Consider the following 15,520-nt stretch of genomic DNA (forward strand, 5'->3'; position numbering starts at 1 on the left):
AGAAAAGCAGATTTAAAATATGCAATGTCAAATTCATTAGGATTTGGAGGACATAATGCAGTATTGTTATTAAAGAAATGGGAGGATTAAAAAAATGCTAAACAGCAATCAAATACAAGAAATAATACCACATAGATATCCATTCTTATTAGTAGATAAAATAGAAGAATTAGAGCCGGGCAAAAGAGCAGTAGGATATAAATGTGTAACAGTAAACGAATACTTTTTTTTAGGGCATTTTCCCAAAGAACATGTAATGCCGGGAGTATTAATAATAGAAGCATTAGCCCAAACAGGTGCAGTAGCAATACTAAGTCTTAAAGAAAATAAAGGGAAAACAGCATATTTTGGAGGAATAAAAAAAGCAAAGTTTAAAAGAAAGGTTTTGCCAGGAGATGTATTGAGGCTAGAGACAGAGATTACAAGAGTGAAAGGAACAGTAGGCATAGGCAGTGCAGTAGCATATGTTGGTGATGAAGTTGCAGCAGAGGCAGAGTTAATATTTGCAGTTGAAAAATAGAAAAACAGTGCAAAAATGACCTTCAGTCGAATAATTGGAGGTTATTTTGTTATTGTTTAAAAAATATTAAAATTTAAGTATTCCAATTATATGATTGAGAGTTTACATTCTTTAAGAAAAAAAGACTCATCTCATATTAAAGAAAGCTACATTTATTCAAAATAGGAAAAAGCTTAAAAAAATCTATAAAACAGAAATCAATAAATCGTTTTTAATATAGTAAAATATTGAAATAAAGAATATAAAAGGTATATAATATAAATAACTATAAAGGTACAATTTTAAATACATTTAATACCAGCCTGGATGGTAAACATAAATTCACATTATTAACTAGCAACCATATAGATACTGCTTATAGTATCAAACCTTATACAAATATTCTAGGTTTTATATATTAGTTTTAAATAAAAATTTAGAGAAAATTCCTAAAAAAAGTTTAGTTTATTAATTTTTAAGATACTACTTATATAAGCGGGTGAATTAAAAATTAAACTATAGCTTGATGAGTTTCAATAAAAAGTTAAGTTGTTAACAAAAGAAACAAATGATAAAATTTAAATGAAAGTTAAAAAATATAAAGGATGATAAAATGAAAGTATATTTTGAAATGTTCAAATTAAACATAATGGGATTTTCAATAGCACAGTTTACTTTTTGGATTTATCTAATATTAATTAATATTGTTTGTTATGTTCTAATGGGCTATGATAAAATGAAAGCTAAAAATAAAAAAAGTAGAATTAGAGAATCAACCTTTTTTATTCTTTCTTGGTTTGGTGGAGGGTTAGGAATATTAATTGGTATGATCATATTTAAGCATAAAATAAAGAAAAATAAATTTAGGATTGGTATACCAATAATTTATATTTTGACAAGAATATTAGAAATAATTATAACTAGACGTCTTATGATTATAAATTAAAAACATGCTATGAACTATTCATTAACTACTCAAATAGGCAAATTATATAAATAACATTAGTTTATAAAGGAGCAAAGCGAAAGGAATGGATATAAACATGAAAGAGCAGATATTAAATTTACTAAAAGAAGAAAATGATTTTATATCGGGTCAAAAAATAAGTGATAAATTAGGAGTTAGCAGAACAGCTATATGGAAACATATTAATATACTTAGAAAAGAAGGTTACAATATTGAGTCTGTATCAAACAAAGGTTATAAATTAATATCAGCACCAGATATACTAACTTTATCTGAAATACAGCCTTATCTTAAAACATCATATATTGGAAGAACAATATTTCATTTAGATACAATAGATTCTACAAATAAAAAAGCTAAAGAATTAGCATCAAATGTAGACATTCAAGAAGGATGTATTGTAATTAGTGAAGAACAGACAGGTGGAAAAGGAAGACTAGGCAGGCGGTGGATATCACCAAAGAGTAAAGGTATTTGGATGTCTATCATTTTGAAGCCCAATATAGAGCCCTCAGACGCTGCTATAGTTACTCAAATAGGTGCAGCGGCAGTTTATAGTGCTATAAAAAACATGGGGTTAAATGCTTATATAAAGTGGCCTAATGACATAGTTATTAATAGTAGAAAGGTTTGCGGTATATTGACAGAAATGAATGCTGAATTAAGCAGAATTAATTATATAATAATGGGAATGGGTATAAATGCAAATTTAGAAGAAGACGAAATAAACGAAGAAATAAAAGGTATTGCAACATCATTAAAAATAGAAGCAAATAGTTTAATTTCTAGAAAAGAGCTAGTTGCTGAAATTTTAAACAACTTCGAACAGCTTTATAATGATTTTGTATACAATAACAATATAAAGCACGCGATTAACATTTGTAAACAAGCATCTATATTATTGGGTAAACAAATAAGTATAATTTCTAAAGGAAAGAAAGTATTAGCTAAGGCTTTAGATTTAAATGACAAAGGCGAGCTTGTAGTTAAGTATGATGATGGTACAAAAGGAAATATTATCTCAGGAGAAGTTTCTGTAAGGGGGCTAGATTGGTATGTATAATGGCTATTTAACTGATGTAAAAGGTATAAAAGTAGGTCACGCACAAAGTGATCAAGGCATAACAGGATGTACAGTTATTATTTGTCCTGAGGGTGCAGTAGCTGGAGTAGATGTAAGAGGATCTGCACCAGGTACTAGAGAAACGGATTTATTAAAACCTGAAAATTTAGTAGATAAGATTCATGGAATAGCTTTAGCAGGTGGAAGTGCGTACGGACTTGATTGTGCTTCAGGTATGATGAAATATTTAGAGGATAACGATATTGGTTTTGATGTAGGAGTAACAAAAGTACCTATAGTATGTGGAGCTGTTATTTTTGATTTATTAATAGGTGATTACACAATTAGACCAGATTATGACATGGGATATGAAGCTTGCAAGAATGCATCATATGATGAAAACAGACAAGGATGTATTGGAGGGGGAACAGGTGCAACAGTAGGAAAAATTTTGGGCGCTAATAATGCTATGAAATCTGGTTTAGGTAGCGTTAGTATAAATGTAGGAGATTTATGGGTAGCAGCATTGATAATTACAAATAGTTTTGGCGATGTATTTGATTTTGAAAGTGGCAAAATATTAGCAGGCGTGTATGATTATAAAGAAAATAGGCAGCTTAATACTTATAATATAATGAAAAAAAATAAGCAATTACAAGGATTTTCAATGAAAAACACAACTATAGGTGTCGTAGCTACAAATGCAAAATTAAATAAGGCACAAGCAAACAAAATTGCACAAATGGCTCATAATGGTCTTGCAAGAACGATAAACCCAATACATACAATGTTTGACGGTGATACCATATTTTCTATAGCTACAGGAAAAGTTGAGGCAGATATAAATTTAATAGGAACAATGGGAGCTGAAGCTGTGGCTAAAGCTGTAAATAACTCAATTAAATCAGCTTGTAGCTGTAATGATATTTTATCGTACAAAGATATTAATAAAAAAAAATAATATAGTTGTAAAATCCTATTTGATTTTATGAGTATAAGTTGTTAAAATATGAATATGTAAGCAAGCTGGCATCTTTTTAAAAGAGCTAGACTGTTTCAAAACTAAAATAAAACGACTAGTATCCTTTAAAAGGAACTAGAATGGGAGGTTATAACATGCAAAAAATTAAGTCTTTTTCAATTAGAAAACTGGCTGTAGTTGGTATGCTTGGAGCTATTTCGATGGTATTAGGATTGACTCCTTTGGGTTTTATACCAATAGGACCTACAAGAGCAACTATTATGCACATTCCAGTTATAATAGGAGCTATAGTAGAAGGTCCAGTGGTAGGAGTCTTAGTAGGAATAATATTTGGTCTATTCAGTATGTTTCAAGCAGCTACAAACCCAACACCAGTTTCTTTTGTGTTTTTGAATCCATTAGTTTCAATTTTACCTAGAATGTTAATAGGAATAACAGCATACTATTCTTATGAAGCTTTCAAAAAGATTGGTAGAAAGACATCTGTTTTTACTCTAATTATTATTTGGTTATCATCATTAGCCTATCTATTTAACAAGTTTTACACAGATATAAAAATTGATGAAATTAGTACAGCTACAAAAACGATTGAAGGATTATTGATAATTTTCATACTAATATTAGGAATTTATTCATATAGAAAATTTAAAGATCAAGCTTTAGAAGTAGTTGTTTCAGCAGCTATAGGAACATTAACTAATACTGTTGGAGTTCTTTTCATGATATATTTTATTTATGCAGCCGACTTTGTTGAAAAATTAGGCTATAGTACATCAACAGCAGGTAAAGTAATATTAGGTATAGGAATAACAAATGGAATTCCTGAGATAATAGTAGCAATGTTAATTGTAACAGGTGTAGTAATGGGTTTAAAAAATAAGAAATAGAACTTAACATAGGATAAATATATTGAAGAAGGTGACAAAATTGATTTTAGTTTTTGATGTTGGGAATACAAATATTGTATTAGGAGTATACGAATCGAAGAAATTAGTAAATTATTGGAGAATAGAAACTGATAGACAAAAAACATCTGATGAATTCGGTATGATTATAGATGGGTTGTTTAAATACAATGGTTTATCATTAAAAGATGTAGAAGCAGTTGTAATATCCTCTGTAGTTCCTAATATTATGTATTCATTAAAAGCTATGAGCATAAAATACTGCAATAAAAACCCTATAATAGTAGGTCCAGGAATCAAAACAGGAATGAATATTAAATACGATAACCCTAGACAACTTGGAGCAGATAGGATAGTTAATGCAGTTTCTGCTTATAATAAATACGGTGGTCCATTGATAATTGTAGATATTGGGACTGCCATAACATTTTGTGCTGTGTCAAAACAAGGAGAATATTTAGGAGGCGTAATTACGCCAGGTTTAAAAATTGCTAGTGAGGCATTAGTAAACAGAACTGCCAAACTTCCAAAAATAGAAATAAAGAAGCCTAAAAAAGTTATAGGTAGAAATACAATAGTAAGCATGCAATCTGGTATGATATATGGATATGTTGGATTAATTGATTATATAGTTCAAAGAATGAAAGATGAACTTGAAGAAGAAGTTAATAATGTAATAGCAACAGGAGGGTTATCAACTCTAATATCAACAGAATCAAAAACTATTACAAAAGTAGATAAACTTTTAACATTGGAAGGATTACGAATACTATATGAAATGAACAGTAATCCAAAGAAATAAATTTCTTCAAAGAGGAGTAAGAGACACATAAAATTGCAGATTTTAGTAATTAAAACCTGTGTAAATTCACAGGTTTTAATTTATGATTGAATATATATACTTTAAGAGATTACAATAAACGGTATAATTAGTTACCGTTTAATACATATTATTTATAATATATATTATAGCCTATTAATAATTACATTGGAAATAACATATATTTTTGTATAATTAGAACAAAAGCATAAAAATTATTTGAAATATTTCGCTAATAGAATATATAATAATATTTAGAATTAAATTATTATAAAAAACGAACAAAAGAAAAATAATTAATGATATTACAGGGTGATTAGATGAAAATTGGTAATATTAAAATTGAAAACAATGTTTTTTTAGCTCCCTTAGCTGGTATAACTGACATGGCATTTCGTATATTATGTAAGCAAAAGGGTGCTGGTTTAGTTTACAGTGAAATGGTTAGCTGTAAAGGTATGTACTATGGTGATAAAAAAACAAATAAATTGCTAGAGATAAGCGAGATAGAAAGACCAATAGCTGTCCAAATATTTGGTTCTGACCCAGATATAATGAGTAACGTAGTCTATGATAAATTAAATAAAAGAGAAGATATTGATATCATAGATATAAACATGGGATGTCCTGTTCCGAAAATAGTAAAAAACGGTGATGGTAGTGCTTTATTAAAAAAACCAAAGCTAATAAAAAAAATAATTGAAGCATTAGTTAAAGTTTCAGAAAAACCTATAACAGTGAAAATAAGAATAGGTTGGGATAACGATAACATAAATGCAGTAGAAATATCAAAATTAGTAGAACAGGCAGGTGCATCCGCTATAACTGTTCATGGAAGAACTAGAGAACAGTATTATAGCGGAAAAGCAAATTGGGATGTTATAAAATCAGTAAAAGATAAGGTGAAAATTCCTGTAATAGGCAATGGAGATATATTTACACCTGAGGATGCAAAAGCTATGATTGATTATACGAAATGCGATGCTATTATGATAGGGCGTGGTAGTAGAGGCAACCCTTGGATATTTGAAAGAACGATAGGTTTGTTAAAAGATGATAAAAGTATACTAGCTCCATCAAATGAAGAAAGAATTAATATGGCTATAAAACATCTTGAACTATTATGTTCTATAAAAAGAGAAGATATAGCAGTAAGAGAAATGAGAAAGCATATAGGATGGTATACAAAAGGTATGAAAAATTCTGCTGAGATAAGAGGGAAAATCAATACATTTGTAGAAAAAGAGTATATGATAAAAGAACTAATAAATTATTTAAATTTTATTGATAACACTAAAAGCTATTAAATATCATAATAAAATAAGATATAGGTATTTATTACTCTTGACAATGGTGTATTACTAAATTATAATAATCAACATATAATTAAGGCAATCTTTGTAAATTTCATAATATATATTAATATAGTACAAATGTTTTAATACTTAATATTTAACAAAGTCGTGTTCTATTTAATGAACATAGATTTTGTTCCTTTAAAATTATTGAAAGGGAGAGAGAGTAAGTGTCTGATAAACAAGTTATTTTAACGATTGATGGATTAAAAAAAATTGAAGAGGAATTAGATTACTTAAAAACAAAGAAAAGAAAAGAAGTTTCAGAGAGAATAAAAACAGCACTTGCATTTGGAGATATCAGTGAAAACTCCGAATATGATGAAGCCAAAAATGAACAAGCACAAGTTGAAGAGAGAATATTTAAATTAGAGAATATGAGAGCGAATGCAGAAGTTATCGATGACGATCAAATTTCTGTTGAAGTAGTAGGAGTAGGATCAAAGGTTTTAGTAAAAGATTTAGAATTTGATGAAGAAATAGAATATACAATAGTTGGTTCAACAGAAGCGGATCCTTATGAATTTAAAATATCAAATGAATCTCCAGTAGGGGAAGCACTTATAGGTAGAAGAAAAGGAGAAATTATTGAAGTACAGGTTCCAGATGGAAGTATGGAATATGAAATTTTAGATATTAATAGATAGGAGAGATTCAAATGGACACAAATGATAACAGTCTTAATGAAATGCTGATAATGAGAAGACAAAAATTAAATCAGCTTAGAGAAATTGGCAAAGATCCATTTATAAATGAAAAATATGATATATCACATAACAGTGTAGAGATTAAAGAAAAATTTGAAGAGTTAGAAGGTCAAAAAGTAAGCATAGCAGGAAGAATAATGTCAAAAAGAGGTCAAGGAAAAGTTGGTTTTTACGACGTTCAAGATAGTAAAAGCAGAATTCAAATATATGCAAAGAAAGACATAGTAGGAGAAGAGGACTATGAATTATTAAAAGCTTATGATATAGGTGATATTATAGGTGTAAAAGGTGAGATTTTTAAAACAAAAAGAGGCGAAATTTCAGTAAAAGCAGAGGAAGTTATATTACTTTCTAAATCATTACAAATATTACCTGAAAAATGGCATGGTTTAAAAGATCCTGATTTAAGATATAGACAAAGATATGTTGACTTGATAGTTAATCCAGAAGTAAAAAACACATTTATATTAAGATCAAAAATAATAAAAGCCATTAAAGAATATCTAGATAATAAAGGTTTTCTTGAAGTTGATACCCCTATCTTAAATACAATAGCAGGAGGGGCAAATGCAAAACCATTTATTACACATCACAACACATTAGATATAGATATGTATTTAAGAATAGCAAATGAACTGTATTTAAAAAGATTGATTGTTGGTGGATTTGATAAAGTATACGAAATGGGTAGAATGTTTAGAAACGAAGGAATGTCAATAAAGCATAACCCAGAGTATACTGCAATAGAATTGTATGAAGCTTACGCTGATTATGAAGATATGATGAGAATTACTGAAAATGTTGTAGCATATGCATGTGAAAAAGCTTTAGGTACTACAGTAGTTGAATATCAAGGAGAAAAAATTGACTTTACACCTCCTTGGAACAGAATGACTATGGAAGAAGCAGTGCTTAAATATGCTGGAGTTGATTTTTCAGATATAAAAACTGATGAAGAAGCTATAAATGTGGCTAAAGAAAAAGGTATAGAAATAAAACCATGTATGACAAGAGGCCATGTTATAAGTGAACTTTTTGAAGAATATGGTGAGCAACATTTAAAACAACCAACATTTATAACTCATCATCCAGTTGAGATTTCTCCACTTTCAAAAAGAGATCCAGAAGACCCAAGAAGAACTCATAGATTTGAAGCTTTTGCAAATACATGGGAGATTGCAAATGCATTTTCAGAGCTTAATGATCCAATAGATCAAAAAGGCAGATTTGAGGCTCAACTTAAACAAAGAGAAGCTGGAGACGACGAAGCTCATATGATGGATTTAGATTTTATAAATGCATTAGAAGTAGGACTTCCACCAACAGGTGGTTTGGGTATTGGTGTTGATAGATTAATAATGATTTTAACAAATCAGACATCAATAAGAGACGTATTGTTATTCCCAACTATGAAACCTTTAAAATAAATAGTAGTTGTTAAAAAGGAACTATTATAAAACGTAGATAGCTCATTTATGGGTGTATCAAAATGAATGAAATTCAAGATATTGAAAATCTTCATTTTGATGCACCCTATTTTTGTTTTCCAAAGGTGAATGAATTAGTAGTGTTTTTTATTCACAATGATAAAAAAGAAATAAATTCACACAAGCTTTAATAAATATATAGAAATAGAACCATTTTAAAAAAGTATTAAAGAAATGCTAGAACAAACTTAAACTAAAAGAATAAAAAACTAGTTAATTACAAACATATTTTGTTATATCTAGAAGGTAATATATAAAAAATGTAGAATAAATACAATAAAAGAAATATAAAGATAAAATAAAAATAAAAATAAAATATGTAAAATAAAAATAAAATATACAATAAAAAACAAATAAGAACATAATATCTTTCAAAATATATAAAACTTAATTAAAACAAGGGGGTTATATTGTGAATTGTAAAAAGTCATTAGTTCTATTGTTAGTAGTTGTTTTTGTAATTAGTTCATTTTTTGTAGGATGTTCTAATGAACAATCACAACCTACAGGACAAGAAAATCAAGAAAATAGCCAAGGGCAGGATAGCAATCAAGAAAACGAAAGTCAAGGTTCAACAGAACCAAAGATTGACAAAGATCAGGTAATCAATCTTTATACTTCCGAGCCTAAATCTTTAGACACTGCTAAAAGTACAGATGTTGATTCAGCGATGATATTAACAGAAATAACTGAAAATTTAACAAGAATTGAGCAAGATGAAAATGGAAATGACGTTATAAAACCAGCAGCAGCAAAAAATTGGGATATAAATGATGATGGTACAGTATGGACCTTCCATTTAAGAGATTTCAACTGGGAAGATGGAAAGCCTGTTACAGCACATGATTTTGAATATGGCATAAAGAGAGTTTTGGATCCTAAGACCGCATCTCAGTATGCTTATCTATTAGCACCTATAAAGGGAGCTTTAGAATATAATGCAGGCGAAGCAACTGCCGAAGAAGTTGGTATAAAAGCCTTAAATGATAAGACATTAGAATTTACACTTAAAGCTCCATGTGCTTATTTTGCACAATTAACATATTTTAAGACTATGTTACCACAACGTAAAGACATAATTGAAAAGTATGGTGATACCTATGGTACGGAAGCTGACAAAATTATAGGTTGCGGACCATTTAAAATGGACAAATGGGTTCACAATAATGAAATATCAATAGTTAAAAGTGATACCTATTGGGATAAAGATAGCGTAAAACTTCAGAGAGTTAATTATAAGGTTATAAATGAGCCTAATGCAAGATACAATGCATTATACAATGGAACAATAGATTCATGTGGAGTATCAAAAACAGAATGGATAGAAAAATTTGAGAAAAGTGGTAAATTCAAAAGACTTCAGGGATATGACCCATCAACTAACTATCAATTCTATAATCAAAAGGATGAATTATTTAAAAATGCCAATATAAGAAAGGCGTTTTCATTATCAATTACTAGAGAAGACATGGCTGAGGTTATATTCCATGGTTTATACAAAGCAGCATATGGTTGGGTACCACCGTCATTACAAATAGATGGAAAAGATTATAGAGATCTTGCACAAGTAGAACCACTTAGAAAGTTAAAAAAAGAAAATCCTGATCCAAAGGAATTGTTAATAAAGGGTTTAAAAGAATTAGGCTTAGATCCTGATCCTTCAAAGCATACAGTAACAATGTTGATGACAGGCACGACTCAATGGGATAGAAATTATGCTGAGTACTGCCAACAAATGCTTAAAAAGAATTTAGGTATAAATATGAAAGCTAAGTATGTTGAATGGCCTATATTCCAAAAATTAACTGAAGAAATGGACTATCAAATAGGTGGAATGGCTTGGATAGGAGACTACAATGATCCAATGACATTCTTAGATATGTGGCTTTCAAATGCTCGTATGGTACCAACAGGTTGGGTGAACGAAGAATATGATTCTATTATAGCAGAAGCACAAAGTATATTAGACCCTAAAAAAAGACTTGAATGTTTTATGAAGGCAGAACATATATTACTATACGAAGATGCTGTTATAGCTCCTACAGTATATAGACAGAGAAATACATTTAGGGCGAAGTATGTCAAGAACTTAATGTCTCCATTATTTGGTACTTCAGAAGTTAAATATGCATATATTCAAGGTAAAAACTAAAATAATAATATGCCCTATACAATCTTAGTATAGGGCATAAAATTGAGCATAGAACTAAAAACTGCGATTCTACATAAGTCGCTTAATGTTAATAATTTTTCAAAAGTGCCTAAAAATGGAGCAAAGCAAATTTACAGAGGAGGTGCTAATCATTGACTTTAACAGCTTTGCACTGTTAGACTTAAGAAATCTATAAGCATATTCCAGAGTCTAATAGTTTAAAAAACAAGTCAATGGTTTTCAAATGTTAAAATATGTAATTAAAAGAATCATATTCATGTTTATAACTTTATTTATAGTTGTAAGTATTACATTTTTTCTTATAAATTTAATACCTGGTGATCCTTTAGCATCAATGGGTAGGAATTTGCCTGAGCAAATAAAGGCAAATTATTATGCTAAATATGGATTAGATCAACCTCTTTATATTCAGTATTTTAAATATATGAAACAGCTGATTTTTCATGCAGATTTAGGTGAATCATTATGTTATCCTGGTAGAAGCGTATCAGGTATTATAAAGACTTATTCACCAGTATCTGCAAGATTGGGAATACAGGCGTTATGTATAGGTGTAATATTAGGGATAGTATTTGGAATAATAGCTGCTTATAAGAGAAATACTTGGCCGGATTATATAGTAATGATATTAGCTGTGTTAGGTGTTTCTGTTCCAAGTTTTGTATTAGCCGCATTTCTTCAATACAGATATACAGTAGTTCATAATTGGTTTCCAACTATAGGCTGGGGAAGTGTAAAACACACGGTACTGCCAACAATAGCTCTATGTTTTACTTCTTTAGCAACATATGCAAGATATATGAGAGCAAATGTATTAGATATAGTAAATCAAGATTATCTTTTGACAGCTAAAGCAAAAGGAGTTACAGGGTTAAGGTTAGTGTGGAAACATGTTATAAGAAATGCATTCTTACCTGCTATTACAATTTTAGGAGTGCAGGTTGCAATGATATTTGTTGGTTCATTTGTCATTGAAAATATTTTTGGCATTCCCGGACTTGGATTTAACTATGTATCAGCTATAAATGATAGAGATTATACAATGGTACTAGGACAAACGAATTTCTTCACATTTTTATACATTTCATCCTTGCTAGTTATTGACATCCTATATGGTGTTATAGACCCAAGAATAAGACTAGGAAAAGGAAAAAAATAAAGGGGGATGGTTAAATGAGTGATAATACAAGCTTAGCAAAAGATGTTGAGAAATTCAAGATTATTGGTTGTGATGATTTAAACGATGAAGCAATTCATAGACCGAATATAACATATTGGCAGGATGCATGGAGAAGATTGAAAAAGAATAAAATTGCTATGTTAGCAATAATAATACTAGCAATAATATCCATTATGACAATTGTTGGACCGATGCTTACTAAATATTCCTATGAAGAAGTAGATTCTTCAATAAGAAATTTATCACCATCTTCAGAGCATTATTTTGGAACAGATCAATTAGGTAGAGATTTGTTCGCACGTGTATGGAAGGGTGGTAGGATTTCAATATTAATTGGTATTCTAGGAGCAATAATAGATACAGTTGTAGGATGTATTTATGGTGGTATTGCTGGTTATTTTGGGGGTAGAGTAGATACAATAATGATGAGGATTCTTGAGATATTATCAAGTATACCTTATTTAATAGTAGTTATTTTAATATCATTAATATTTGAAAAAAGTGGTTTGTTTTCTTTGATACTTGCATTGACCATTACAGGCTGGTGTTACATGGCAAGGCTTGTCCGTGGACAAATATTGCAGCTTAAGGAACAAGAATATGTTATGGCTGCTAAAGCATTGGGTGTAAAACCATTAGATATCATTAGAAAACACCTTATTCCTAATACTATGGGAGTAGTAATAGTAGCAATAACCTTTGATGTGCCTGGTTTTATATTTGCAGAAGCATTTCTTAGCTATTTAGGCTTAGGAGTTCAATCCCCTAATACTAGTTGGGGTATGTTAGTATCATCAGCTCAAGAAAATTTAATGTTTTACCCGTATCAGTTGTTTTTACCAGCCTTAATGATTAGTTTAACAATGCTTTCATTTACATTATTAGGTGATGGTTTAAGAGATGCTTTGGATCCTAAATTACGTCAATAAGGAGAATTATTATGGATAGAATTTTAGAAGTTAAAAATTTACGAGTATCATTTCATACTTATGCAGGAGAGGTACAAGCGGTTCGCGATATTAGTTTTAACTTAAAAAAAGGAGAAACATTAGCAATAGTAGGGGAATCAGGTTGTGGTAAGACAGTTACAGCTAAATCACTTATGAAGCTTATAACTATACCACCAGGAGAGATGAAAAAAGGAAGCGAAATTAACTTATTTGGAGAAATAAAAGAAGCTGGAGAAATAAAGCAGATAAAAGAAGATGTCTTAAAAATGAACAAAAAAAGATTAAAATTACTTAGAGGTGGAGATATCAGTATGATTTTCCAAGATCCAATGACATCTTTAAATCCTACTATGAAAATCGGACATCAGATATCTGAGAGTTTAGAAATACATTCTAAGATAAATAAAAAAGAAGGTCTAAAAAAAGCAGTTGAACTTTTGAGATTAGTTAATATTCCGAATCCTGAAAAAAGAGCAAAGGAGTATCCACATCAATTTTCAGGTGGAATGAGGCAAAGAGCAATGATAGCAATAGCTCTAGCGTGTAATCCTAGAATATTGATAGCAGATGAACCAACAACTGCACTAGATGTTACGATACAAGCTCAAATTATGAATTTAATTAAAGAATTGCAACAAAAATCAAATACTTCTGTAATTTTAGTAACACATGATTTAGGTGTAGTTGCAAATGTAGCCGATAGAATAATGGTTATGTATGCTGGTAAAATAATTGAAAGAGGAACGAAACGGGAAATATTCTATAATCCACAGCATCCATACACATGGGCATTACTAAAATCTGTACCAAGACTTGATATAGAGAATAAATCTAAGCTTTATTCTCTAAAGGGAACTCCACCGGATTTAATAAAACCACCGGTTGGTTGTCCATTTGTTACAAGATGTGAGTATTGTATGCCAATTTGCAGAGAAGCTTTACCAGAAGATACTACTATTAGTGGTACACATTCTGTATCATGCTGGTTAAAACACGAAAATGCACCTAAAATAGACAGAATTAAAATAGCGGGAGGTGTTATTTAGTGGAAACTTTATTAGAAGTAAAAAATTTAAAAAAATATTTTCGTGTTAGTAGTAAAGCAGTATTAAAAGCAGTAGATGATGTTAGTTTTTCAATAAATAAAGGCGAAACATTAGGATTAGTAGGAGAATCAGGTTGCGGCAAAACGACATGTGGTAGAACAATAGCGGGTTTATATACAGCTACTGGTGGAAAGGTAATTTTTAATGGGAAAGATGTTCATAAATTGAACAATAAAGAACAAATTAAATTTAAAAAAGATGCACAAATAATATTTCAAGACCCATACGCATCTCTAAATCCTAGAATGACGGTTGGTAGTATTATAGAAGAGGGATTGAATGTACATTTTACTGATTATTCTAAAAAAGATAAACAAGATAGAGTATATGAATTATTAAATTTAGTCGGATTAAACAAGGAACATTTTTTGAGGTTTCCACACGAATTTTCAGGGGGTCAGAGACAACGTATAGGAATAGCAAGATCATTGGCTGTTGATCCTAAATTTATAGTGTGTGATGAACCTATATCAGCTTTGGATGTTTCAATACAGGCTCAGATAGTTAATCTTTTAATAAAATTGCAAGATGAATTAGGATTAACATATCTTTTTATTGCACATGATTTATCAATGGTCAAGCATATTTCTGATAGAGTAGGTGTTATGTATTTAGGTGCTATTATGGAATTAACAACTAGTGAAAAACTATATAATAAACCATTACATCCATATACAAAAGCTCTTATATCAGCAATACCAATACCAGATCCTGATATAGAAGAGAAAAAACAGGTTATCGAATTAGAAGGAGAAGTGCCAAGTCCTATAAATCCAAAACCATGGTGTAAATTTTCAGAAAGATGTAAATATGCTAAGAAAATTTGTAGAGAAAGGGCACCTCAATTAAAAGAAATAGAAAAGAATCATTTTGTAGCTTGTCATTTATTTTAAGGAATAAAAAAGATTCAATTTTAGAGTTGAATCTTTTTTATGATATATAATAATTCGTTAAAAATAGAAAATATATTGCAAAGATTTTTGTATTTACCCAAAACCGCTAAAGCATATTAATATATTAAATATGCAAAAAGCTAAATGATAGTTTGCGATAATATTATAATTAATTATAATTCGAATATTTTATTAAGAAATGAGGACGATTAGATATAGATAAAAAGATTATAATAGTGACATAATGCTGTAATACAATAGGCAAATGTTAAAATTTATTATTAAAAAAACATTGAAAAATACACAATAACAGCAAGAAGATAATAAAAAATTTTAAAAAGTATTTGACAAACAATTAAATTCATGGCATAATAGTAAAAGTCGGCAGCGAAAGAAAGCAGACGAAAGATGATATAGAACCTTGAAAATTGAA

At 29.7% G+C, this 15,520-nt stretch carries 14 protein-coding genes and 2 pseudogenes; all 16 read left to right on the top strand.

Annotated elements, in window-relative coordinates:
• Positions 1 to 94 precede the first annotated feature (94 nt).
• Positions 95 to 520: a 3-hydroxyacyl-ACP dehydratase FabZ gene (fabZ, locus tag AYC61_RS19440; protein WP_066507120.1), complete on the top strand. Its 426-nt coding sequence runs from the start codon at positions 95 to 97 to the stop codon at positions 518 to 520.
• 592 nt (positions 521 to 1,112) lie between these two features.
• On the top strand, positions 1,113 to 1,445 hold the full coding sequence (locus tag AYC61_RS19445; RefSeq protein WP_242866846.1) for a DUF1294 domain-containing protein: 333 nt from the start codon (positions 1,113 to 1,115) through the stop codon (positions 1,443 to 1,445).
• Positions 1,446 to 1,542: 97 nt separating this feature from the next.
• The gene (locus AYC61_RS19450; protein ID WP_066507152.1) at positions 1,543 to 2,529 is read left to right on the top strand and encodes a biotin--[acetyl-CoA-carboxylase] ligase; all 987 of its coding nucleotides are present in this window, start codon (positions 1,543 to 1,545) and stop codon (positions 2,527 to 2,529) included.
• Positions 2,522 to 3,490, top strand: a complete 969-nt coding sequence (locus AYC61_RS19455; RefSeq protein ID WP_066507121.1) for a P1 family peptidase — start codon at positions 2,522 to 2,524, stop codon at positions 3,488 to 3,490. The genes AYC61_RS19450 and AYC61_RS19455 overlap by 8 nt, the downstream gene beginning before the upstream one ends.
• Positions 3,491 to 3,645: 155 nt before the next feature.
• Positions 3,646 to 4,047 (top strand): annotated as a pseudogene (locus AYC61_RS22215) (ECF transporter S component); the annotation flags it as partial.
• Positions 4,048 to 4,125: 78 nt separating this feature from the next.
• Positions 4,126 to 4,398 (top strand): annotated as a pseudogene (locus AYC61_RS22220) (ECF transporter S component); the annotation flags it as partial.
• A 40-nt stretch (positions 4,399 to 4,438) separates the two neighbouring features.
• Positions 4,439 to 5,218, top strand: a complete 780-nt coding sequence (locus tag AYC61_RS19465; RefSeq protein WP_066507124.1) for a type III pantothenate kinase — start codon at positions 4,439 to 4,441, stop codon at positions 5,216 to 5,218.
• Positions 5,219 to 5,556: 338 nt separating this feature from the next.
• Complete coding sequence (dusB, locus tag AYC61_RS19470) at positions 5,557 to 6,543, top strand: tRNA dihydrouridine synthase DusB (protein ID WP_066507127.1); 987 nt, start codon at positions 5,557 to 5,559, stop codon at positions 6,541 to 6,543.
• A gap of 218 nt (positions 6,544 to 6,761) precedes the next feature.
• Positions 6,762 to 7,238, top strand: coding sequence for a transcription elongation factor GreA (gene greA, locus AYC61_RS19475; protein WP_066507130.1), 477 nt, complete (start codon positions 6,762 to 6,764; stop codon positions 7,236 to 7,238).
• Positions 7,239 to 7,249: 11 nt separating this feature from the next.
• The gene (lysS, locus tag AYC61_RS19480) at positions 7,250 to 8,725 is read left to right on the top strand and encodes a lysine--tRNA ligase (protein WP_066507133.1); all 1,476 of its coding nucleotides are present in this window, start codon (positions 7,250 to 7,252) and stop codon (positions 8,723 to 8,725) included.
• 62 nt (positions 8,726 to 8,787) lie between these two features.
• Complete coding sequence (locus AYC61_RS22155) at positions 8,788 to 8,916, top strand: hypothetical protein (protein ID WP_275935269.1); 129 nt, start codon at positions 8,788 to 8,790, stop codon at positions 8,914 to 8,916.
• Positions 8,917 to 9,197: 281 nt separating this feature from the next.
• A complete protein-coding gene (locus AYC61_RS19485; protein ID WP_066507136.1) occupies positions 9,198 to 10,937 on the top strand; it encodes a peptide ABC transporter substrate-binding protein in 1,740 nt (579 codons plus the stop codon).
• Positions 10,938 to 11,181: 244 nt separating this feature from the next.
• The gene (locus AYC61_RS19490; protein ID WP_066507139.1) at positions 11,182 to 12,117 is read left to right on the top strand and encodes an ABC transporter permease; all 936 of its coding nucleotides are present in this window, start codon (positions 11,182 to 11,184) and stop codon (positions 12,115 to 12,117) included.
• Positions 12,118 to 12,131: 14 nt separating this feature from the next.
• Positions 12,132 to 13,067 carry an ABC transporter permease gene (locus AYC61_RS19495; RefSeq protein WP_066507141.1) on the top strand — a complete coding sequence of 312 codons (936 nt, stop codon included), beginning with the start codon at positions 12,132 to 12,134 and terminating at the stop codon, positions 13,065 to 13,067.
• Between the two features lie 11 nt (positions 13,068 to 13,078).
• Positions 13,079 to 14,134, top strand: a complete 1,056-nt coding sequence (locus AYC61_RS19500) for an ABC transporter ATP-binding protein (protein WP_066507143.1) — start codon at positions 13,079 to 13,081, stop codon at positions 14,132 to 14,134.
• Entirely contained in the window at positions 14,134 to 15,087 is a 954-nt protein-coding gene (locus AYC61_RS19505; RefSeq protein ID WP_066507145.1) for an ABC transporter ATP-binding protein, read from the top strand. The genes AYC61_RS19500 and AYC61_RS19505 overlap by 1 nt, the downstream gene beginning before the upstream one ends.
• The last annotated feature ends 433 nt before the right edge of the window (positions 15,088 to 15,520 follow it).

Origin of the sequence: Abyssisolibacter fermentans (genome assembly GCF_001559865.1) — a bacterium.
GTDB lineage: Bacteria > Bacillota > Clostridia > Tissierellales > MCWD3 > Abyssisolibacter > Abyssisolibacter fermentans.